Source organism: Micromonospora sp. NPDC023966 (assembly GCF_040639095.1).
Lineage (GTDB): Bacteria > Actinomycetota > Actinomycetes > Mycobacteriales > Micromonosporaceae > Micromonospora.
This window is the reverse complement of the sequence record NZ_JBEZZJ010000003.1, coordinates 13,723-35,730: the sequence shown is the minus strand read 5'-3', so window position 1 is coordinate 35,730 and position 22,008 is coordinate 13,723. Positions and strand designations below refer to the sequence as shown.

The following is a 22,008-nucleotide window of genomic DNA, read 5'->3' as shown; positions in this document are numbered from 1 at the left end:
TCTGGACTGCCAACGTGCGAGCGGGAAAGCTGTCAACGCAATAGTGCTGAGCGAGGTACTTGGGGGTAGCAGTGCGGCCAGAGCCGATCGCCGACCGGTACGAGTTGGTCGAGCAGATCAGCTCCGGCGGCATGGGGCAGGTCTGGCGGGGCTACGACGCGGTTCTCGACCGGGAAATCGCCGTCAAGTTGATCCGTACCGACGTCATCTCCTCCGCCGAAGAAGCCGAGGAGTTCGCCAAGCGCTTCCGTCGCGAGGCACGCATCACCGCCCGCATCCAACACCATGGCGTCCCGCAGGTCTACGATGCGGTGCTCGACCAGTCGTACGACCGGGTCTACCTGGTCATGGAGTACGTGCGCGGCACATCCCTGCGGGCCTACATCAAGCCGGCTCAGCCGCTCCCGGTCTCCTGGGCTGCCGCATTGGCCGCCCAGATCTGCACGGTGCTTTCCCACGCCCATGCCATCCCCGTGGTGCACCGCGACCTTAAGCCCGACAACGTGCTGATCACCGATGCCGGGACCGTCAAGGTTCTCGACTTCGGCATCGCCGCCATCCTGCGCACCGACATCACCCGCCTCACCGCGACCGGCCAAGCGCTCGGCACCCACCGGTACATGCCGCCCGAGCAGATCCAGGGCGCCCAGATCACCCCCCAGAGCGACCTGTACGCGCTCGGCTGCCTGCTGCACGAACTGCTCGTCGGCATGCCCTTGTTCCAGGGCGGCAACGAGTTCGAGCTCATGAAGCAGCACGTCTACGACGTACCTATGCCCCTGCGCAAGCTGCGCCCGGACGTACCCGAGTCCGTGGAACAGTTGGTGCTGGAACTGGCGGCCAAGAGCCCCGAACAGCGGCCCAGGGACGCGTACGACGTCTACGAACGGCTGCTGCCCTTCCTTCCACCGCCAGGTGCCGCACCGCCGCCCGCGGAGCAGCTGCCCGCGGGCATCCCGGACCCGACGCTTCTGTACCGCCGCCCCAACTCACCCCGGCCGCGCACGGCCCCGTCGCCCCGGATCACCCACGACGCAGCCGCTCCGTCCCAAGCGCCGGACGCCGTCCCCGCCACGGCACTGGGACACGCGATCAACGACGCAGTAGCGCACTCGAACGACCTGCTCGCCGATGAACGCTACGCCCAGGCCGCCGAGGCCCTGCAGCACGTCATCGAACCTGCCGCCGCAGCACTCGGATTGGAGAACTCCCGCGTCCTGCAGCTTCGTCAGCGCCGGGCAGCGATCCTCGTCATCGGTGGCGACTTCCGTGACGCGCTGCCGGAGTTCGACTCGCTCGCCGCAGCGTTCGCACGTACTGAGGGTCCGAACAGCGACGACGCGATGGCCTGCCTACGGCAGGCGGCCCACTGCCGGGCGGGACTCGGTCAGGCCACCACGGCGCTGCGTCAGTTCCGGCAGGTTCTAGCACACGTACGGGCAGTCGAGGGCGATGCCTCCAGCACGGCCCTGGAACTACGCCGCGACATTGGCATGCTCCTGCTCGCCGAACGCAACGTTGAGCAGGCCAACGAGGTGCTTCTTCCGCTGTACGAGGACCTGTGCGTGGTGTACGGGCCGGACCATGAGGAGAGCCGCGAGATCGGGGACATCCTGACCCGTCTCAAGCTCGCCGGCAACGGATGACTCCCGCTCTGCCTGGTCACCGCGTAGAGCAGCGCGAGGCTCGGACCCACGCCGTAGGCGGGCAGTGCGACAATGCTGCTTGATCGTGGTCTCCGACATTTGCGCCTGGAACCCGCTCGCCACCACGGCTGCGGTAGGCCTCGGTGGGCGTGGCGTTGGCAACCGTTGCCACACCGACCAGCAGGCCGCGCTTTTCATGTGAGCGGCCGAACCTGCTCCCCCATGGGCTCCTCGCGTAAAACGCCGTCACGACGGTACTTGTGGGCAGCCGGTCGCATGTGGAACGGCGGACTCTCGCGCTTTGCCACTGGCCCACGCTGAGTTGCGGTAGTCCGATCTCCTGCTGCTGCTGAGGGATCTGGGTGTCGTCAGCACGAAGACGCGTCGGCGCGGAGTGAGTCGCTAGGGCGGACCTCTCCGGGTACCTCGCGTCGCGCGAGCCAGAGCCAGGCGAGGTTCCCGTCGAGTTCCTGGCCGTATGTGGCGGTACAGCCGGCGCGGGCAGCGGCCCGGAGGGTGGCACCGATGCCGGCAGCCGGATCGAGGACCGCGCCTCCACCGACATTGGCCAGCCGGGCCATCAGGTCGGCCAGGTCATCGGGGGTGGCGAAGGGGCGACCCGGGCCGGGTGGCGAGAAGCTCTGCCAGAGCTCGTCGAAGGCGCCCTGCGGACCCAGCTCGTCGACCAAGGCGTCGACCTCGGGAAGCAGGCCGGCGGGTTGCTTGTCGACCTTCCTGCGAGCTCGTCGCTCGCCGCGTTGCCGGGCCACCAGCTACCCCTCGACGCTGGCGAGCGCCGCGGCAGGGCTTCCTACGCCGCGGGGAGGTGCCGCCAGAGCCGGTCGGCTCGGGACACCTCGGGAAACTTGCCTTGACTGCGGGGGCACTGCTCGACCTGCAACAGGTCGAACTCCCGGGCTGGCCATCGTGCCGCCCATCGGGGCGGGGAAGTCGGCGTACCGCTTGCGCCAGTTGCTCCCGCTCCCGCACGGTCACCTCCCGTGAGCCTGGCGATCTCCGCTGCTGTGATTGGTCAAGTTTTCGCGCGCCTCGGCAGAGTGTCACACCCCTCAAGCAAGATGCGTGTTGACAGTGTTAACACGTTCTGCTGTCATTGACATCGCCACGTTCACAGCAGGAGGAAAACGATGCGCAAGACCACCACTCTGGCCCTGATCGCCACCGGCCTCGTCGCCCTTGGGTGCGGTGCGGGCAGCACCGACGAGGGCACCAGCAGCAAGGCCGACGCCGGCGGCGCCAAGGGCGAGGACAAGCCGAAGACCGCGAAGATCGGCCAGCCTGCCCGGGACGGGAAGTTCGAGTTCACCGTCAAGTCGTCCAAGTGTGGCGTCGCAAAGGTGGGCAGCTCGATGCTCGGCGACAAGGCCCAGGGCCAGTTCTGCCTGATCACCATCAACGTCAAGAACATCGGCAAGGAGCCGCAGACGCTGGACGGCAGCAGCCAGAAGGCCTTCGCCGGGAACGGCACGGAGTACTCCTCGGACACCGAGGCCGGCCTCTACGCCAACGATGAGCAGAGCACCTTCTTTGAAGAGATCAACCCCGGCAACCAGGTGACCGGCGTGTTCGTCTTCGACATCCCGAAGAACGTGAAGCTCACCAAGCTCGAGCTGCACGACTCGGCGTTCTCCGGCGGCGTGACCGTCTCCCTCACCTGATCCGCCGCGCGGGGCGGGCAGCATCGCCCGCCCCGCCCTTCCCCGGCACCTGTTAACAGAGGAGGCCGCCATGACCGAATCCACCAACCCGACGCCGCCCGACCAAGCGGCCGCCGTCCGCCCGCCCGCCGCTCAACCTGAGGACGCGACGCCCGCCGAGATGCCGATTCCCACCGCTCCCGTCCGGCGCTCCAGCGCTCGCCCGTTGGCGGTCGGCGGCATCGCTCTCGTCATCGCCTTCGGCATCGGCGGTGCCGTCATCGCTGCGACAAGCGACGAGCCGATGACGGCCACCGCCACCATGACCTCCGCGAACCCGAGCACGGTCGCGCCGACGACCGCCGCGCCGACCAGCGCCGCCCCCACCACGGCGGCTCCCACCAGCGCCGTGCCGTCGCCTACGAAGACCACGCCGCCGCCGAGGCCAAAGCCGCCGTCGTACAAGACGCTGAGCGCCCGGCAGTGGAAGCTGATCGCCAAGAACCCGGACGCGTACCTCGGCAAGCACTACGTCGTCTACGGCAGGGTCACCCAGTTCGACGCGGCGACCGGCACCGACACGTTCCGCGCCGACGTCGCCCACCGGCGGATGCCCGACGAGTACGACTACGAGACCAACACCATGCTCTCCGGCTCCGAGTCGGACCTGGCGGACCTCGTCGAGGACGACATCTTCCGGGCCAACGTCTCGGTGCTCGGCTCGTTCAGCTACGACACGCAGATCGGCGGCGAGACAACGGTTCCGTTGCTCCTCGTCGACTCGATCAAGGTGCTCTGACTCTTCCCCTCGCCCGAGACGTCAGGAGGCGTCGTGCGTCCCGATCAGTTCCTCCGCGCCCTGGACCTGCTCCCCACTATCCTGCACACCCGCGCTCTCCCCCTGCGCCGCTACGCCCACCCCACCACCTGCGCGGACTGCCAGAGGATCGGCGACGCGGTCACCCTCGCGCTCACCGCGGCGAACTACGACGAGCTCGATTCGGCCGGCGAGCTCCTGGACACCGCCGAGCGGCTCGCCGACGCGCATGGCACGGCCTGCCGGCCGCAGCCGGACCAGGAGCGTGGTCGCGGCCGGGTCGGACGCTGGTCGGCGGCGTCCGCGCCGGTCGTCGCCGCGACCGACGCCAGCTTGAAGGGCCGGGCCGGCGGCATCGCGTACGTGGTCAGCGACGGCCACTACGGCCTGCGTGGTCGGGGCACCGGCCGGCTCGATCCGACCGGCGCCTCCCGGGTGCTGATCAACGAGCTGCGCGCGGTCGACTTCCTGCTCTCGGCGTACGAGGAGGCGCCGGCAGGGATGACGGTGCTGTTGGACAGCATGGTCGCCCTGCGCTGGCTGCGCCGGTGGCAGGCGGGCGAGGTGTCGGCGATGCCGGCCGGCTACAGCCTGCGCCAACGCCGGTGGGCCGACCGGCCGACGCTGGTCCGGCTCGCCGAGACGGTGAGCCACCGGCCGGACCTGTCCTTCCAGCATGTCAAGGGGCACAGCGGGCACGCCCTCAACGAGGCCGCCGACGGCCTGTCGCACATGGCCCGCCGTCGGCTCGACGAGACCTTCGACGTACGCCCACGGGCATACGCCTTGGTCGACGCCTTCCTGCACGACTGGCACACAGCCCTCCCCCACTGACCCGGCCCGCCGCTCGATCCGCCGGGCCCGCCGGCTGCTCCATTGCCGACAGAGCACAACAGCGCACCAGCTTCCCCACCACCCACCGGGCGGGTCGACGAGTCATCGGCCCGCGGACACCACGCGCCTGGAGGAGAAGACGATGACCTCTGTACGAGCCATCTGGGCCGGTCCGGGACTCCACTCGCACCAGCCGATCGGAGTGCCGGGCGCCGCGCCGACCGTCGGCTCGGCGGGTCGTCGCGGTAGTCGACAGGCCGTCGTCGGCCTGCTCACGCCGTCGACCGGCCCCGACTGTCCTGTTGCACTGCCGGCCTGAACGCCGATCACTCCAGAGAAGGCGACTGCACACCGTCGTCGCACCACCACCGCCAGCGAACCCGGCCGAGCCGGACTCATCCACCTTCCCTGCCCTCCCCGGAGGTCGCCTGATGAACCACACCGAACCGCTGGTCGAGCTGATCTTCGACCGGCTCGCCGCCGACCGCGTACCCAATGACACCGCCGAGGTGGTCCTCGCCGCACTCAGCGGCGAGGCCGACCTGGACGCGGCGCTCGCCGGCGCGCCGACCGCCCTCGAGCCGCAGCGTCCGACGGCGGACGAGCCGCGGGAGCGGATCTGGCTCTCCTCGGTCACCGTCGCCGGTTTCCGCGGCGTCGGCCCCGAGCGCACCCTCGCCATCGAGCCCGCCCCGGGGCTGACCGTGGTGGTGGGTCGCAACGGCTCCGGCAAGTCCAGCTTCGCCGAGGCGGTGGAGCTGACCCTGACCGGGGACAGCGCCCGTTGGGCGGATCGCAACAGCGTGTGGCGTACCGGGTGGCGCAACCTGCACGCCGGCGACCCGTGCCGGATCGCCGTCGAGCTGCGGGCCGACGGGGTGGCCACGCCCACTCGGGTGGTCCGTTCCTGGCCGGCGGAGGCAGAGCTGGGCGACGCCGAGGTGGCGGTCACCAGCGCCCGCGGCACCCACCAGGACCTCGCCGAGCTGGGGTTGGCCCGGCCGCTGGAGCTGTACCGGCCGTTCCTCACCGCCGCCGAGCTGGGCCGGCTCACCGCCGGCACCCAGAGCCAGCTCTTCGACGCCATCTCCGCGATCCTCGGCCTGGAGGCGATCACCGACGCCGATCGCCGTCTGATGGCCGCCGCGCGCCCCGTCGACGCCACCATCAAGGAGGTACGCGGACAGCGCGCCGCCCTGACCGACACCCTGGCCGGGATCGACGACGACCGGGCCCGGCGGGCCGCCGCGCTGCTGCGCACCCGGGGCGCGGCCGACCTGGCGGCACTGACCGCGATCCTCGACGAGCCGGACGAGCCGACCGACGACGAGTCGGTGCGGCTGTGCCGGCGGCTGGCGGCGATGCAGCTGCCCGACGCCGACGAGGTGACCCGCCTCGCCGGGCAGCTGCGGGAGGCCGGCGCGGAGGCCCGCCGGCACGACGGCGGCCGGTCGCGGGCGTCGCTGCGCAGCGCCGAGCTGCTCCGGCTGGCCGTCGAGCACCACGACGACCAGGGTGACGGGCCCTGCCCGGTCTGCGCGACGGGCCGCCTCGACGGCGACTGGCGGACCAGCGCCGCCGCGTCCCTGGCGGAGCTGCGCGACCGGACCCTCGCCGCCCAGGCCGCCGCTTCCCGGCTGACCGCGCTGCTGCAGCGGGCGCACTACCTGATCGACGACCTGGACGTGCCGACCGGCGCCGCCGACGGGGTGCCGGTCGACGAGCTACACACGGCGGTGACGGCGCTGCGGCTCGCGCCGGGCGGGCCGGAGGAACTGGCCGACCACCTAACCGCCCGGTACCCGGCGGTCCTCGCGGCCGCGCAGGCCGCCCAGGCATACGCGAAGGGTCTGCTCCGCCAGCGCGACACCGGCTGGCAGGCGGCGGCCGCTGCCCTGCGGGCCTGGATCGCGTCGGCGGCGACGCTGCCGGAGCGGGAAGGCGCCCTCGCGCGGGTGAAGGCGGCGCGGGCGTGGCTGAAGGAGACCGGGGCGGAGCTGCGCAACCAGCGGGTGGCGCCGTTCGCGGAGCACTCGCAGCGGATCTGGGCGCAGCTGCGGCAGGAGAGCAACGTCGAGCTGGGCGCGATGACCCTCGCCGGCATGAACACCCGACGGCGGGTGGTGATCCCGGTCAGCGTGGACGGCGCGGACAACGGCACCGCGCTCGGGGTGATGAGCCAGGGTGAGATGCACGCCCTCGGGTTGGCGACGTTCCTGCCGCGCGGCTGCGCGCCGGAGAGCCCGTTCCGGTTCATCGTGGTCGACGACCCGGTGCAGAGCATGGACCCGGCCAAGGTCGACGGGCTGGCCCGGGTGCTCGCCGAGCTGGCCGAGCAGCGGCAGGTGGTCGTCTTCACCCACGACACCCGGCTGCCCGACGCCCTCGCCCGCCTCGACCTCGGTCAGTCCCGCATCGTGGAGGTGACCCGCGCGGAGCGGTCGGTGGTCACCCTGCGGCCCGGCTCCGACCCGGTCACCCGCTACCTCGACGACGCCTACGCGCTGGCCCGCACCGAGGAGATCGCGTCCGAGGTGCGCGGGCCGGTGGTGGCGGAATTGTGCCGCTCGGCGATCGAGGCGGCCTGCCACCGGATCGTGTGGCGGCGGCGGGTTGCCCGGGGTGTGCCGCACGACGACATCGAGGCGGCCGTCGTGGCCGCGTCCCGCAGGCTGACCACCACCGTCGCGCTGGCGCTGTTCGACGACGCCGACCGGGGCGGTGACGTGCTCGGCTATCTGAGTCGCCGGCACGGGTCGCGGGTAGTGGGCGCGTACAAGGCATGCCGGGAGGGCGTGCACGGGGCGTACCTGTTCGACCTGCCCGTCCTGGTCGCGGACGCCCGCTACCTCGCGGCGGCGCTGCGGGTTCCCGACGCTGCCGTGCCCGGACCCCGCAACGGCGCTGAGGTCCGGTCGTGACCGCGCCGACGCCCCGGCACTGCCTGGCGGCGGCCGACCAGATGCTGCGCGGCACCGGCCCGCTCGGCGCGGCCGCGGTGACCGCCGGCTGGTGGCCGCGGGCGTGCGCCTGCCTGATCCGGCTCGCCCTCGAAGGCGGCATCGACGCCTACTGGCGGCGGACCCGCCCGGTGGTGGCGGCGTGCCGGCAGGGCCGGGCGAAGCAGCTGATGCTGCGCGGCCGGTTCGGGCCCGGCCCCGCCGTCGCCCGACGGGTCGCCTTCACGTGGGCGGCCCTGTCGGCCGCCGCCCACCACCACTGCTACGAGCTGGCGCCGACGGCCGCCGAGCTGCGTCGCCTGCACACCGAGGTGAGCGCCCTGCTCACCCACCTCGACGGAAGAACGGAACCGCACCGATGACATACCCGCAGCCCGGCCTCGACCCCACCCGCCCGCAGCCGCCGCTGCCCGCCGTCCTGGGGCCCTATCCCCCGGTTTCCGCGCCCACCGGCGCTTACGCGCCGCTCCCGGCCATGCCCTACCAGGGCGGTGGCTACCCGCCGGGCGTGCAGCGGCTCAGCGTCCAGCCCATCTTGACCTCCGGCATGGCGACGGCCTCGCTGGTGCTCGGGATCCTCGGCGTACTCGGCGGCTGGTGCCTGTTCGGCCTTCCCTGCGTACTGGCCGTCATCCTCGGCCACCTGGCCCTGCGGGAGACCCGCCACGGCATGCGGTCGGGGCACGGCATGGCGGTCGCCGGCCTCGTCCTGGGCTACGTCTTCGTCGGTCCCATGATCCTCTTCACCGTCATGGTCTTCTTCGGCAGCGTCCTGAGCGCCGCCACCCCGACACCCTGAACCGGGGCGGAACAACAGGTGTGACACGCGGCCGGCACTGCGGCCCGGGAACAGGCGCCTACGAGGCCGCCGGAAAGACAGGAATGCATGTCCCAGAAGAATCCCCTCCACGCCGTGCCCGACCATTCCCTCGAGCTGTCCCGGCGGGACGACGGCTTTGTCGTCATGGCCCGCTGGAACAGCGACACCGGATCGGACGAGATCAACGGACCGGACGAGGTCGTCATCCGCATCTCCGACGAGGCAGCCCCCGAGGTACGCCGGCACGGCATCACGTCGGCGGTCCTGCACCGGATGGGCCGGCAAGTCGACGACATGGTGGCGGAGTTCCATGCCATGCCAAGCGTCGGTGCGTACCAGGTGATGGTGGGCCGCTACATCGAGGGTCGGCTCGCCGAGCTGGCCCAGGCCCGCGGTGTAACCGCGGACGGGTTCGAGTCCGACCTGCTCGCGGTCTACGACGACCTGGCCGGCCGCCGGCATGCCGATCCGCTCGGTGCCCTCACCACCGCAACCGGCCGGACCCGCGCAGCCCTCGGCCGCCTGCTAGACGTAGCTCGTCAGCGGAACGACCAGGAGGGACCCTCACGTGAACGCCTCGCATAATGCCCCGGTGACATCTTCAGAGCCGGGCCGTGTTTGGTCGAAGGTCTTCCACCGCAGCCGCATCTCACCCCACGTGTTCGTCGTCGCCGACGCCGAGGCAGAACAGGTCAACCAGGTGGTGGCCAACCTCGGCCTGCCGCAGGCCACCTCGAACAGCCTGTTCGACAACGCCCACTGGGCGACCCCGCTGCTCGACGGCGCCGTCACGCGGCTGCTCACCTACGGCCTGCCCGCCCTGCCCAGCGGCACCCGGGTGTACGGGCACCGGCCGCTGCGACTGCTCTGCCACCTCATGGACCTCCGGCCACCAGCCCGCGCGCTGACCGGCGAACGGCACGTGCCGGACATCGACCAGTTGCTGGCCCACCTCGACCGACAGCGGCAGGCCGAACCCGAAGTCCTGCTCGTCCAGGCGCGCACGGCCATGGCCAACGACGCGCAGGAAGTGCTGACTGCGGTCCGGGTTTTCTTCGGTGACGAGGCGGCTGATGTGACCGCCGTCGAGAGACCCGGATAGCTGCGCCCATGGCCGGCGGACTGGTCGGCGCCGGGCGGTGAGGCACGACCGGGCCGCGTCGCCGTCACCCCCATCGTCGACCCAGCCGCCGCCACGACACACTGTCGACATGAACCAGGGGCATTCCGACGACATCGCGACGGCGATCCGCACGCGACACCTGCAGACACCGATCGCTCGCGTCCTCTGCTACGGCGCGGACACGCCCGCCTCGGACGTCGCCAACGCCCTGGCCGACGCCGGCTTCGACTTTGCGCCCGTGACCCGGGACGGGGAGATTTGCGGCTATGTCCACCGCACGGACCTGGTCGACCAGCCCGGGACGCTCGCCGCGCACATCCGCCCGCTGACTGCCTCCCGGGTCATCGCCGGCGACACACCGCTGGCCACCCTCCTGCCGGCCCTTCGCCGCGCCAAGTTCCTGTTCGTCGTCGATGGGCACGATCTCGTGGGGATCGTCAGCCCGGCCGACCTCAACAAGCAGCCCGGGCGTACGTACTTTTATCTGCTGGTCAGTGCCTTCGAACTTCATCTGGCAGAGCGGACGCGTGCGTCGTTCGCCGACCAGGAGAAAGCTCTGTTGCTACTGCCGCAGTCCCGTCAGGAGCGGATCCGGGATCGACTCGCCACGGAGAAACGCGAGGATGTCGTCGCCGACATCGTCGCGGCGATGGACTTCACCGACCTGCTGAAGATCGTGAAGAAGACGGATGCGCTACGCGGGGCGTTCGGTGACTACAGCGCAGCGAAGTGGGAGAGCGAGGTTTCTGCTCCGCTCATCGAGCTGCGGCACGCTGTCATGCACACCGTGCGGACCCTCGCCACCGACGCACCCACATCGCTGCAGCGGCTCATCAGCCTCGACGAGCGGCTCCGTAGATTGCTGTCCGCATGAGCCGGAGCAGCGGCCTCGCCACGATCGCGTCCCGGACATAGCCTGATCGCGATTCTTATCGGGGAGTTCGTCGAGCCCTGCGCAAGTACCGGATCCACTGCCAGCGGAGCTGCAGCCTCTGCGTGAACGACGCCCGCCGATACTGCTGGGGCGGCTCCAGCCTCCACCCACCGGTCATGAGGGCAGTCTGCCAGAAACAGCGAACAGGACAACGCAAAGTCGACGTCCCCGAGAGCGGGCTCCGGCCTGCGTAGCTACCGGAGCCGAATGGCGACCAAACGGGCCTGGCGACGGCATCTAGTGGATGGACAACCTGCGCATCGACGCCACCACGGTGGAGCCCGCCGCCATCGGGTCCCGCCCTGCCGAGGCTCGGCCTCCGTTGTCGCAGGCGCGTATGTGCAGTCCGGTACTTACCCGGGTGCCGATGACTCGTCAACCTCAGAGTGCGCCTGCCTGGGATATTGTGCGATTGTGCGGCCATCATCGCAGGGGCGGACGAGTCCTGAACCTCGCCGCCCATGCCACTACTGTCGGCGCCAGTTGCGGCTATCGGACCTTGGGGCCGTAACGGTCCGAGAAGCTCGCCGGCGCCGGGGCTCGACGCCAGCAACCGCGCGCAGCGGTCGCTCGGTAGCCAGTGGAGTCGTAGCAGTATGCACAGCTTGTTACCAGCAGCATGATGGCGAGCTGATACCAGCCTATCTTTCGTCGGACGGTTCCAGCAGGCGTGAGCACATGATGTCGGGGACGGTACGGTCCCGGCCTGTGCCACCGTGCGGGTTGTGTGCGAAGCCCGTGCCGGTTAGCTCCCTCGTGCCGATCTCTCTGGAGCCCCCGAGAATGCCGCCCGTCGCTCTCGTGGCCTGTCGCAGCTGTGTCACACGGGTGCGTTCGATCATCCATCCCCTGAGCCTGCTGCATGCCAGCCGCATGGCTCGTGATGTCGCCGCGCCTGTCGTTTGTCGTCCGGACACCCCACGTCTCTGCAGCCTCTGCCGCAGAGATGTCCCGATGAGAGTGTTGGCCCCGGTGAGCTATCCGCTCGGGGCGGGCCCATCGACTGTCGCAGCCGCCTGCGGGCACTGCCGGAACCGCTACAAAACCTCCTTGGCTGTAGTCCGCGGCCCCACCCGTGAACACGCCTGCCGGCTACTCGGATTGCCCGAGTTCCTCGATGGCATGAACCCGTTCGGCGACGAAGACCGCACTCCCGTCGCTGATCGCAACTACTACCTACCGGGCCGGATCCGTTCGATCGTCCCTAACGGCCTACCCGGACTCGGTAGACGACGGTAGGTCGGAGAGCTCCGGTCCAGGCGATTGGCGGTAGTGCGTTTCCGGCGGCCTGGGCGGGCTCAGGATCGCTGGTCGGGGCGTCCCGGATCGCGAGTGCGGCCTGGACGAGCGCGGCGTGGGTCAGAGTCTGGGGATAGTTGCCGAGGTGGGCGCCGGTTGCGGGGTCCAGCTCCTCAGCGTGAAGGCCCAAGAGGGCTGGCGTAATCGAGCATGGTCTGGAATAGCTCGCAGGGCAGCAACGCGTCGATCTCGGCGGCCCAGGCCCGCCATCGGTTCTCGTCCTCGGCGAGCAGCGGGCCCCAGGCGGCCGCCGGGTCGGCGGCGACGACCGGCAGGTGGATGACGTACCGCTGGGTCACCGCTCGTGTCCCTGGGCGTCGCGGGCGCGGGCCTGGTCTTCCACACCCGCGGCTTCCCCTCCGGCGCCCAGCAGGTCGTCGGAGGGCCGACGCTGACGTCGGGCAATGGCGACGGCGTCGTTGGTGCTCGGGATCCTCGGCGTACTCGGCGGCTGGGGCCTGTTCGGGCCGGCGGCCATACGAATAGTCACGCTCCGCCACTCCGCCACCAACCCGGCCTCATGCGTCTGCCCGCACGGGCGGTATTGAGCAGCCGGCCGGCCAGCGGTCGTCACCACCGTGCTCATCTAGTGCGAGGGGTCGGCGCGTCACCGTCGCGGGCGGAAGTAGTTCTCAATCATGTAAGCGGTGACCTTGGCGCCGATCTTCGCGCCCTCGACGTCGGCCGTGCGGGTGTGGATGCCGCCCCAGATGCGGGCCTCGATGACCTCGGCGATGGCCTCAGAGAAGCTGCCGAAGTACCGAGTGGTGCCCGAGGCTTCGCTGTAGGCGCTGAACGGGATGTCGTCCCGGCCGAAGAAGTGCTTCAGCGCCAGCATGCTCGCCGCGGTGAAGCATGTGTGCCCGGATGTGAAGTCGGGGTGCGGCGGCGTGACGAGAAGCGGCATCCAGTTGGGTTCGCCCTCGGTGGCCGGGTTGCCGTCGGTGTCGGCCAGCTGGACGGCGGTGACCGGCCGCCAGAAATTCCAGGCGCCCTTTTCGTTGTAGCAGGCGGTTGTAGCATCGGCCTCCGCGAGGTCGACCATCGCGAACATCCGCGCCGTCTGCAGCGGGTTCAGCCGTTGCGTCCTGGCGAGCTGGCGCTTGATCTCCCACTCGCCCAGGTGCCGATCGTGCCACCAGATCGCCGCCTGAGTCTGGTCCGCCGTCCGGATCGGACTGTTGACCGCGCCGATCGCCTTGACCTCGTTGAAGTCCCGGGCGTACTGCTCGCTGGTGAGCGCGGGCGGGCCGGATGAGCGGAACATCGACGCGCTGGGGATGAGGAACGGCTTGAGCGTCGCCACCCATGACCCGTCGTTGGCGTTGGTCGGCGGGGTGGGCCGCCACTGGCTGGGCTCGGTGCCGACCGGCCAGGCCGGGTAGCCGAACGCCCCGTCGTTCTGCCGTGCGGCGATCATCGCGGCGGCCGTCTGGCTGCCCACCGAGATCCCACCGCGCTTCGCGCCGCCGTTGGGGATGGTGGCCAGCCACTCGTCGTACTGCGTCTTCAGTCGCGCCTGCTGGTCTGGGAACAGGGAGCCGAGCACCTGGAAGGCCGCGGTCCCGACCGCCGCGTCCACCGACTCCCGGCCGTTGGTGGCCGGCGCGATCAGGTACGGCTGGTATCTCCGTCCGGCGATGGCGTTGACCGCGTCATAGACGGCCCCGTGCACCATCGCGAAGCTGCGCGCCTGGACCTGCGGCTGTTGGCCCGCCACATCCCAGATCGCGGACTGCGCGTTGCGGTCCCAGACGATGACGGCGTTGGCGGACGTGCTCGTGTCCGCGGCGGAAGCCGACGGGCTGACGAACGCGACCGGCGACCCGGCGGCGAGGACACCGGCGACGACCGCGCACACGACCTTCCGTCGAGTGCGAACCTGACTTGTCATGACTGCCCCCTCGCTGGCGATCCCGACCAACTGACTGCCCGTCCATGGGAGTTGCTGCCAGCAGGAAAGCTACTGCGCCACCCATCCTCCATAGTGGCCTAGTGGTGAACAAAGCGTTGTCCCCGACCAACTTGAACGTGACCAACTTTCAGGCTCTTTTGCGGACGTCGGTCACCGCGGCGACATCGCGTAGGCTGAGCTTCGCCCGACTCGCGGAGGCGGCCTGCCACCAGATCGTGTGGCGCCGGCGAGTGGCCTGGGGCGTGTCGCACAACGATGTCGAGGCGGCGATCGTGGCCGCGTCCCGCAGGCTGACCACTGCCGTCGCGCTGGCGCTCTACGACGACGCCCCCAGCGGTGGTGACGTGCTCGCATATCTCACTCGCCGGCACGGGTTGCGGGCGGTGGACGTGCGGCGTGCTGACGAGCCGCTACGGGGTGTTCGCGTACGCCTCGGTGAGTTCGTCGTGCGCCTGCAGCAGCGTGAGGGTGTGGTCGGCCAGCTCATCCGCCATGCCCAGTCGGCTGCCGATCGCGGAGGTGCCGCTGTTGGCGAGCCTCTCCTGTGCGTGTCGGATTACCTGGCGGTCCTTCTGCTCCCGGATGAACTCGTCGCCGGCGTCTGCCAGCGCCGTCAGCCTGGTGTGCAGTTCCTGAAGCTGTGATTCGATGTCCCCCCGTAGCGCGATGGTCCGTTCGCGCTCGACGGTCTGCTGGCGTAGCTCCGCGCTGTCTGAGGGCAGTGTGGCGGTGTTCTGTCTGCTCAGCTCGACGATCGTCTCTCGGACGTTCTGGTGCCAGGCCACCAACCGAGCTCCTTCCCACAGGGCGTGCACCAACGTGTCGTTGGCGTCGTCTCGAGGGATGATCTGCTGCAGCATCGCCGTGTTCTTGTCGATCCTTCGACCCAGTCCCTCGATCTTGTTGAACCTGGCCCGTCCGTGTGCGTCGCGGAGAATGACGTGCTCGTCGGGGAACGATTTCTCCAGCCGCTGCAGCGTCACGTCGCCGGAGGTCGAGTTTCCCAGCACGATCAGGAGAATCAAGGCGAGGGCGACCAGTGCGATCGAGACCGGCCAGGCCGCTCCACCCAGGCAGGAGATCAACGCTCCCACGACGGAGAGAAGCAGCAACACCACCATCGCATGCTCTCGGCCCTGCGCGAGCTTGGTGTCGGCGGGGATGACCGTGCGGAAGGGAGCGCCGGGTTTGCTCGCCTCACCGTTCTTGCTTCCCGGCACAATCATGGGTCGCAGCGCCACGACCGTCTGCTTCTCCATCCGTCCGATCCACAGCGCAAACGGCTGCTCTGTCCGAGACAACGCCCTTCCCTCTCATGTCCGTCCCTCGCCGGCGTGGAAGCTGCTCCCACGCTGGATGGCTCCTTGTTGGCAGGTGATGCCCTTGGGTGGTCGTCAGCTTCCGCTCACGGGGTTTCGCCGAGTAGGCGCGTGACCGATGCCAAGGCGTCACCGTCGAGAGGAACGGTGACCCGCCCGTCCTTGTCCCACCTGTCCAGCGTCCAGGCGCCCTTGTCGCGGCGCACCGTGACCTGCACGTGCCGGCCCGCGCCGTGCCAGGCGGCACCCCGCATCGACACGCCGAACTTCCCTCGCTCGAACAGCCCGACCTTGCGTAGCTGGGCGCACGTGGGGCATCGACCGTCGGAGTCGGCGACGCAGGTGCCGCAAAGCCGTCCGCCGCACAGGGCACACGGCCGCACCGCGTCGGGGCACACGGCACAGGTGGCGCTCAGGCAGGTGCTGCACAGCTCCAGGGAGTTGACCAGGTGGTGCCGCCGGCAGGCCGCCGCCTGGGCGAGCGGCTGGCCGGTGACGGCGTCGGTCACGTAGCCGTTGGTCTGCCCCGCCGGCACCTCGTACCGGACGCCGAGCAACTCCCCGTTGGGCAACTGCCATTGCTCGTTCATCTGAAGGCCGACGACGACATTCACCTGGGCGACCCGGTGAGCCGCCACGCGGGCCAGCAGTTCCCGCACCACGGGTTCGGGCAGGCCGGCGACAGGCGCCGGCGCGGCGGGCGCGGCATGAGGAACGATCGCGGCGACGGCAGCCGCCGGTGAGAGCGCCTTGCGCCGCGGCTGCCCGAAGGGCTGCCGTGCCACGAGCGGTGCGGTACGACGGCCCATCAGGCGGGCACGCAGGACCATCGGCCCGATGAGCTGGTCGACGGGCGTGTGGTCAACGACCGTCACCAGAGCGTGCTCACCGAGCAGCTCGGCACCGAGCACCGCCCGGTACAGATCCTGTTCGGTGTCCTCGCTGAGCCGGTACCAGACCGGCTTCTCGCCGCCGTGGCGCAGCGCGAGCAGGGCGTGCGCGCCGACGGCCGCGACGATCGCGGCCCAACCGTCCAGCACGGCGGTGGCGATGATCCGCGGCGCCGGACGCCAGCCCTCGCCGGTCCACACCGGCGCCTCGAACGGCACCTGCCAGTCCGCCCGCTCCTCGAAGACCGTGCTGCCGACCGACCGGCGACGCACGAGGCCGTCGGGCGTGAGAGCCAGGCTGGTCTCGGTATGCTGCCGGCAGGCGCTGGCGACCGTACGGGTCTTGGGTGCCGGGAGTGCGGCGGTCAGCCGTCGCACCGCCTTCCGCCGGCTCACCGACGCCGGCCTCGGCACCGGCACGTCCGCCGCTGCTCCATGCAGTGCCGCGTCGAAGGCGTCGGTGAGCTCGGCGTCCAGGTCCCCCGCGCTCGGCAGCGCCGCCAGGCCGGAGCCGTTGCCGGCGTGCCGGAGGTCATCCGTCTGCACGAGCCACTGGAACATAGTGTCGTGACTGCGCTGCAGGACCAGCGAGTCGGTACGCCCGGGCGGGGTCTCGGCAGACACGGCGCGGATAGTCACCTCGCCGTGCCCGGCCAGCCGCGCGGCGCCCAGCCGCACCCGCAGCAGCGTTTCGTCGTCGCCGGTGACGGTCTCCCAGCGATGCACGCCCGACGGCGATACGACGGCGACCTCCGAGCGGGTGGCGCCGTGCAGCACCGCCACCCTGCCGCCATCGTCCTCCCCGATGAGCACGGCAAGGCCGTCCGCGCACAGCTCGGCGGGAAGGCCGGCAACCTGCTCGGCGGTGGCCGGGGCGAGATGCTGGCAGGTGAGGCAGACCGGGCCGGAGCTGCAGAATGTGCAGACGTCACGGCCGCACACCTGGCACCCGTGCACAGGCAGGTGACGGGAGCACTCGCCGCAGGAGTGGTCCCCGCACCGATCACACCGGGTCGGTGTCACCATGGACGGGTCGTTCGACCGGCAGGTGCCACACGCGGGCCGCCGGCAGGACCCGCAGTCGGTGATGACGCCGCCGTCACCGCAGCACGGCCCGTAGGCACGCGCGCAGACGGGACAGCCGGCCACCTGCTCGCTGTCGACCAGGTGCCCGCCGCTGTCGACGTACACCGGTCCGCGGGCCGGCTGTCCGTCTGCCAGGGTGACCGCGATCGTCTCGCCGGGAGCGACGAGGGTCCGCCAGTCGAGCAGCCGCGCATTCAGTGGCGCGGCCGGCGCGACCAGGTACTGGCGGCTGGCCGCGCCGTGGGACGAGTGCCACTGCTCGTCGATGGTGACGCAGTCGGCGACGGAGACCGGCGTGACCGGTTCCGCCAGTTGGTCGAGCACCTGCCGGAGGGCATCGTCGTCGGCGCGGCGGGCCGCCGCGAACTCTCCCGTGGTGGCATCCGGGCCGAGTAAGCCAGTCTCCGGGTCGCCGATCTCCTGCTCCACCAGCGCCCGCTGGGTCTTCACAGTGCGCGTCACATGAACGTCCGCCGCCGCCGGGCTGTAGCGAAGTTCGGCGGCGGGCGGCGCGGTCCAGGGGTGTCGAACGACCACCCGGTCCGTGGGCAGACCGGCGGCCATCACCCGGCGCGCGAGATGTTCCTCCGCCTGCACCGTCGCGCCGGGCAGCCCCGGGACGAAGAGGGTGCTGCTGCGGGAGCCGTCGGTAAGCAGGCACACGTAGGAGCGGTGCAGTCGGTCAACCTCCACGCTGACCGGCCCCACCTGGGTCTGCGCGACAGCCCGGCAGAACGACGCAACGTCGTGGCGGCTGGCCTGCAGCGGTTCGCGGTCCTCGCGGGCGAGCTGGGGTTCCCGGTCACCGTCGTGCCAGAGCTCTCGGTAGACGAACTGCCCGTCATGGATGTCGACCCGCTGCACGACGGCGAACGGCATCGCGGCGACGGCCGGGGCGGGCGGGACCGCGTCGCGGGCGCGGAGGTCGGCCAGCAGCACGGTGAATCCGGCCTCGTCCTCGGCGGTGACGGGTGGGCTGGCAAGTACGGGCACCAGCTCGGCCACCGAGGTGTCGACACCGGCGCCACTTTCGGGCTGCCAGGTCCACCAGGCCGACGATGACACCGTCGCCCACACACTGCCGGTCGTCAGATGACCGTGCGGGACCTTCGGCGCCGCCGCGGTCAGACCGGCGCCGGCGGGCAGCTGCAGCCGGTGGGCCAGCCCGCGCAGCCGGATCCGGAGCGGGTCGTGGGCATCAGCCGGCGGTACCAACGTGTGTCGTTCACCCCGTGCGTCCACCAATACGGCGTGGCGCTGCCCGACGAGGAGGTGGGCCGACCCGCCGAGCCGCCAGCCGATCTCCCAATCGGTGTCGAGATCCGGGGCGCGCTGCGGACGGGCGCAGCTGCCGCAGAGGGGGCCACCACCGGAACGGCAAGTCCCGCAGGCGTCCCGGCCGCAGCCGCGGCACGCCCACACCTCGCGTTCGGGCCCGCAGGCGTCACACCAGTGGGTGTCACAGGTGTGGCACAGCGACAAGGCAGAGCTGTCCACGACATGCGCATCACCGCACAGCGCCAACGTGCGCAGCGGCGCCCCGGTGGCCTCACAGGTCAGGCCGTGCTGGGCCAGGTTGCCGCTCCACGGGTAGCGCAGCTCGCGGACCGTGCCACTGGTGTGCTCCCAGCGTTCCACCACGACGAGCCGATCCGAGCCGTGCATCTCCAGGGTCAGCAGCTCGGCGCGCAGCTCGGTGTCCACGATCTTCGGTGCGGGCCGGCGGGCGGCCTCGATCGCGCGGGTCAGCTGGCGTTCCCGCTCGTACACCTCAAGGTACGCCTCAGAGTCACCGCGCTTGCGATAAGCCTTCTGCGCCGAGGCGAGCTGCTTCTCCAGGTTGGCGACGAGGGCTTCCTGCGCTTCCCGCTGCCGGCGCTGCTCGGCTTCCCGGGCTTCCCGCAGGGTCTGCCGCAGCTGCACGGCGGCCTGCTTGTCGACGCCCTCGAGGACGTCTTTCTCCGGCAGGGCCGCCGGCATGGCGGCCCCGTCGGGAAGCGGCACGCGGCGCCGGCTGGTGTCGACCGCCGGTCCGACGGCGACGGTCACCAGCTGCTGGTTGCCGCTCGTGGCACCCTCCTGCACCCGGTAGGTGGCGCGGGCACCCCACTCGTCCGCCGGCTCGATGTGGCGCTTGACCAGCTGCACGTCCGGGTTGTGCGCGAGGGCCGGCTTCTGGTGCACGTCGGGGATCGCGGCCACCGTGCCCGCCAGGTCGCCGCGTTCGCGCAGCACTTCCAGCAGTTCGTCGAAGAGCTCGGATCCGACGACGCAGAGCTCCGCCTCCGGATGGTGGTCCAGGGCGGCGTTGGTGAAGGCGAGGAACAGTTCCCGGCGGCCACCCAGGGCGGTGGCGAGGTCGTCCGGCAGCGTGGCGATGGTGAACCCTTCGGAGGGTTGGGTCAGCGTCGCCCCTGCCGAGGTCAGGAAGCGGCCGACGAACCGCTCGAGGTCCTTCTGCCGGCGCCGCGGGCGCTTGGACGCCTGCGGCAGCAGTTCCCGCGCCTCCGGCTGGGCTGCGCGCTTGCGCCGCTCCTCCTGCCGTTGGGCGAGCCAGTCGCTGAGCCCGGCGTCCGCGGTCATCATGGTCATAGCGCGGCTGCGGGCCTGCTCCAGCTGCGTGCCCAGCTCGTCGAGCCGGCGCTGCATGGTGGTATCGCTCTTGGCGTAGAGGGCTTCGAGGACCCGGTTCTCCATGCTGGAGTCCTGGGTGCCTTCCAGCTCGCCGAGGACCGTCACGACCTGACCGAACAGCAGCTCGAACATGGCCAGTTTGTCGTGCAGCAGCCGGTAGACGGCCTCGTCGAGGGTGTTGCGGGCGAAGAGGTTCGCGATGTGCACGTCACGGGTCTGGGTGAGCCGGTGCACCCGGCCGATGCGCTGCTCGACCCGCATCGGGTTCCACGGCAGGTCGTAGTTCAGCACACAGTTGCTGACCTGAAGGTTCTGCCCCTCGGCGCCGGCATCGGTGGAGACCAGCACCTGCGCGCGGCCGGAGCGGAATTCGGCGACGGAAGTGCTTCGGGCGGCGTGGGTCATGCCGCCGTGGAACGGGGCGGCGCTGATGCCGGCGCCGTCGAGCAGCCGCAGGATGCCGGCGAGGGTGTCGGTGTGCTGGGTGAACATGAGCACCCGCCCGTGTTCGTCGAGCCAGCGCTGGACGACCTTCAGCGCGGTCTGCTCCCGGGACGTGTGCCGGATGTCCCCGGCCAGGTGACCGATCTCGGCGAGGACCTGCCGCAACTGCCGGTCCGACTCCCGCTCGGCCATCCGCAGGGCGCTGCGCGACACCGCCTGGGGAGACGCGGTCAGCCGCAGCGCGAGTTGCCGCCGACGCATGGTGTCGGCCGGCCCGGTCATCCGATGGCGCAGCGTGTCCAGCAGGAGGTCGTAAAGCTGACGCTCCGGCGGGGTCAGCACCACGCCGTGGTCCTGCGGGGGCATCCGGTGCACCCGGTCCACCCCGGCCTGCTGCCGGGTCGTCCGCACCACCACGCTGCTGATCAGCTTCCGCAGCTCCACCGCGTTGACCGGCCGGCGCGGGTCACGCCGGTCGACGAAGCGGCGGGAGAAGTCGTGCTCCGAGTCGAAGGTGCCGGGCCGCAGGAGCTCCACCAGCCGGTACAACTCCAGCAGGTTGTTCTGCACCGGGGTGGCCGACAGGAACAGCGCCCGAGGTGCTTTGGCGATGAGATCGCCGACCGTCTCGCGGGTGCGTTTCGCTCCCGCGCCGGACAGCCGGTGTGCCTCGTCGACGATGACCAGGTCGAAGCGTTTGCGGAACCGCTCCGCGTTGCGCAGCACCAGTTGCAGGGTCATGATCAGCCGGTCTTGCTCGAAGGCCGCGGCGTCCAGGCCGCTGGCCACCACGGTGAAGTCCTCGTCGAACTTGTCCCGCAGCTCGTCGCGCCACTGGTCCCGCAGCGGCGCCGGGCAGATGATCAGAACCCGTTGCGCGAGGCCGCGCAGCATCAGCTCCTTGAGGACCAGGCCCGCCTCGACGGTCTTGCCGAGACCGACCTCGTCGGCGAGGATCCCGCGCCCACCCATCCGGGTCAGGACGGTCCGGGCCGCCGCCTCCTGGTGCGGCATGTGCTCGATGTGCGCGGCGTCGATGGCCAGCAGCTCGTCGAACTGGTCGAGGGTGGCCAGGCGTTCCCCCTCCAACCGCATCTCGACCGCGTCGGCCGGATCCCAGCCGCGGTTCTTCAGCGCGCCGACGGCGTGCTTGCGGGCGCTCTTGAGGAAGCCGATCTCCCCCTGCCAGGCGTACTCCTCGCGCTTTCGCAGCCGGTAGCGACCGCCGGTGCTCGCGCGGCGCTGTGACCGGGCGACCGCCGCTGTGGCAGCGGCGCCCTTGGCGATCGGGGTAGCCGGTGCCGGAACTACGACGCCGGGCAGCGGGGTGGCGGTCGACAGCCGCGCTCCCGGAGCGGAGACCACGAGCCGCAACGCATCCTCGCCGCGGCGCTCCAACCGCAGCAGGCCACCCACCCGCGCGGTGTCCTGCAGGTACTCGGCCAGTGCCTCTCCATGCAGGCGCCGCCGGCCGGCGATCCACGCCACGGGGAGCGACTCGTCGTCTACCACGACCGTCAGGTCGGCGGAGTGGCTGGGAAGCCGCAGGCGGGTGTGTTCCACCGGTCCCAGGGAGATTTCCCCGGTCTCTAGCAGCTGTTCGGTGATGACGCGCTCGACGCTGACCAA

15 protein-coding genes are annotated in these 22,008 nt (G+C 70.7%); 10 read left to right on the top strand and 5 right to left on the bottom strand.

What is annotated here, in order from left to right:
- The first annotated feature begins 104 nt into the window (after positions 1-104).
- The gene (locus AB0F68_RS06620; RefSeq protein WP_357333369.1) at positions 105-1,646 is read left to right on the top strand and encodes a protein kinase; all 1,542 of its coding nucleotides are present in this window, start codon (positions 105-107) and stop codon (positions 1,644-1,646) included.
- A gap of 368 nt (positions 1,647-2,014) precedes the next feature.
- On the opposite strand, the gene AB0F68_RS06615 is transcribed toward AB0F68_RS06620, so the two are convergent.
- A complete protein-coding gene (locus tag AB0F68_RS06615; protein ID WP_357333368.1) occupies positions 2,015-2,416 on the bottom strand; it encodes a hypothetical protein in 402 nt (133 codons plus the stop codon).
- 378 nt (positions 2,417-2,794) lie between these two features.
- Here AB0F68_RS06615 and AB0F68_RS06610 point away from each other — a divergent pair, with 378 nt between their 5' ends.
- From AB0F68_RS06610 to AB0F68_RS06570, 9 genes are all read left to right on the top strand, one after another.
- Positions 2,795-3,325: a DUF4352 domain-containing protein gene (locus AB0F68_RS06610; RefSeq protein ID WP_357333367.1), complete on the top strand. Its 531-nt coding sequence runs from the start codon at positions 2,795-2,797 to the stop codon at positions 3,323-3,325.
- A gap of 70 nt (positions 3,326-3,395) precedes the next feature.
- A complete protein-coding gene (locus AB0F68_RS06605; RefSeq protein ID WP_357333366.1) occupies positions 3,396-4,103 on the top strand; it encodes a hypothetical protein in 708 nt (235 codons plus the stop codon).
- A 33-nt stretch (positions 4,104-4,136) separates the two neighbouring features.
- Entirely contained in the window at positions 4,137-4,955 is an 819-nt protein-coding gene (locus AB0F68_RS06600) for an RNase H family protein (RefSeq protein ID WP_357333365.1), read from the top strand.
- A gap of 431 nt (positions 4,956-5,386) precedes the next feature.
- The gene (locus AB0F68_RS06595; protein WP_357333364.1) at positions 5,387-7,876 is read left to right on the top strand and encodes an AAA family ATPase; all 2,490 of its coding nucleotides are present in this window, start codon (positions 5,387-5,389) and stop codon (positions 7,874-7,876) included.
- Complete coding sequence (locus AB0F68_RS06590; protein ID WP_154226444.1) at positions 7,873-8,277, top strand: hypothetical protein; 405 nt, start codon at positions 7,873-7,875, stop codon at positions 8,275-8,277. Before AB0F68_RS06595 ends, AB0F68_RS06590 begins: the two co-directional genes overlap by 4 nt.
- Positions 8,274-8,714, top strand: a complete 441-nt coding sequence (locus tag AB0F68_RS06585) for a DUF4190 domain-containing protein (protein ID WP_357333363.1) — start codon at positions 8,274-8,276, stop codon at positions 8,712-8,714. The genes AB0F68_RS06590 and AB0F68_RS06585 overlap by 4 nt, the downstream gene beginning before the upstream one ends.
- 114 nt (positions 8,715-8,828) lie before the next feature.
- Positions 8,829-9,320, top strand: coding sequence for a hypothetical protein (locus tag AB0F68_RS06580; RefSeq protein ID WP_357333362.1), 492 nt, complete (start codon positions 8,829-8,831; stop codon positions 9,318-9,320).
- Complete coding sequence (locus AB0F68_RS06575) at positions 9,304-9,837, top strand: hypothetical protein (RefSeq protein ID WP_357333361.1); 534 nt, start codon at positions 9,304-9,306, stop codon at positions 9,835-9,837. Before AB0F68_RS06580 ends, AB0F68_RS06575 begins: the two co-directional genes overlap by 17 nt.
- A gap of 109 nt (positions 9,838-9,946) precedes the next feature.
- Entirely contained in the window at positions 9,947-10,732 is a 786-nt protein-coding gene (locus AB0F68_RS06570) for a CBS domain-containing protein (protein ID WP_357333360.1), read from the top strand.
- A 1,472-nt stretch (positions 10,733-12,204) separates the two neighbouring features.
- Here AB0F68_RS06570 and AB0F68_RS06565 read toward each other — a convergent pair.
- The 4 genes from AB0F68_RS06565 to AB0F68_RS06550 all read right to left on the bottom strand — a co-directional run bounded on the left by AB0F68_RS06565 (position 12,205) and on the right by AB0F68_RS06550 (position 21,942).
- Entirely contained in the window at positions 12,205-12,390 is a 186-nt protein-coding gene (locus tag AB0F68_RS06565) for a hypothetical protein (protein ID WP_357333359.1), read from the bottom strand.
- Positions 12,391-12,698: 308 nt separating this feature from the next.
- Positions 12,699-13,985: a phosphatase PAP2 family protein gene (locus AB0F68_RS06560; RefSeq protein ID WP_357333358.1), complete on the bottom strand. Its 1,287-nt coding sequence runs from the start codon at positions 13,983-13,985 to the stop codon at positions 12,699-12,701.
- Between the two features lie 431 nt (positions 13,986-14,416).
- Complete coding sequence (locus AB0F68_RS06555) at positions 14,417-15,265, bottom strand: hypothetical protein (protein WP_357333357.1); 849 nt, start codon at positions 15,263-15,265, stop codon at positions 14,417-14,419.
- 146 nt (positions 15,266-15,411) lie between these two features.
- A complete protein-coding gene (locus tag AB0F68_RS06550) occupies positions 15,412-21,942 on the bottom strand; it encodes an SNF2-related protein (protein WP_357333356.1) in 6,531 nt (2,176 codons plus the stop codon).
- Positions 21,943-22,008 lie beyond the last annotated feature (66 nt).

What these genes read in the sequence shown, in the direction of transcription:
- AB0F68_RS06560 (WP_357333358.1), bottom strand. Translation starts at nt 13,985, where the DNA reads ATGACAAGTCAGGTTCGCACTCGACGGAAGGTCGTGTGCGCGGTCGTC.
- AB0F68_RS06605 (WP_357333366.1), top strand. Translation starts at nt 3,396, where the DNA reads ATGACCGAATCCACCAACCCGACGCCGCCCGACCAAGCGGCCGCCGTC.
- AB0F68_RS06570 (WP_357333360.1), top strand. Translation starts at nt 9,947, where the DNA reads ATGAACCAGGGGCATTCCGACGACATCGCGACGGCGATCCGCACGCGA.
- AB0F68_RS06585 (WP_357333363.1), top strand. Translation starts at nt 8,274, where the DNA reads ATGACATACCCGCAGCCCGGCCTCGACCCCACCCGCCCGCAGCCGCCG.
- AB0F68_RS06555 (WP_357333357.1), bottom strand. Translation starts at nt 15,265, where the DNA reads ATGGAGAAGCAGACGGTCGTGGCGCTGCGACCCATGATTGTGCCGGGA.
- AB0F68_RS06610 (WP_357333367.1), top strand. Translation starts at nt 2,795, where the DNA reads ATGCGCAAGACCACCACTCTGGCCCTGATCGCCACCGGCCTCGTCGCC.
- AB0F68_RS06595 (WP_357333364.1), top strand. Translation starts at nt 5,387, where the DNA reads ATGAACCACACCGAACCGCTGGTCGAGCTGATCTTCGACCGGCTCGCC.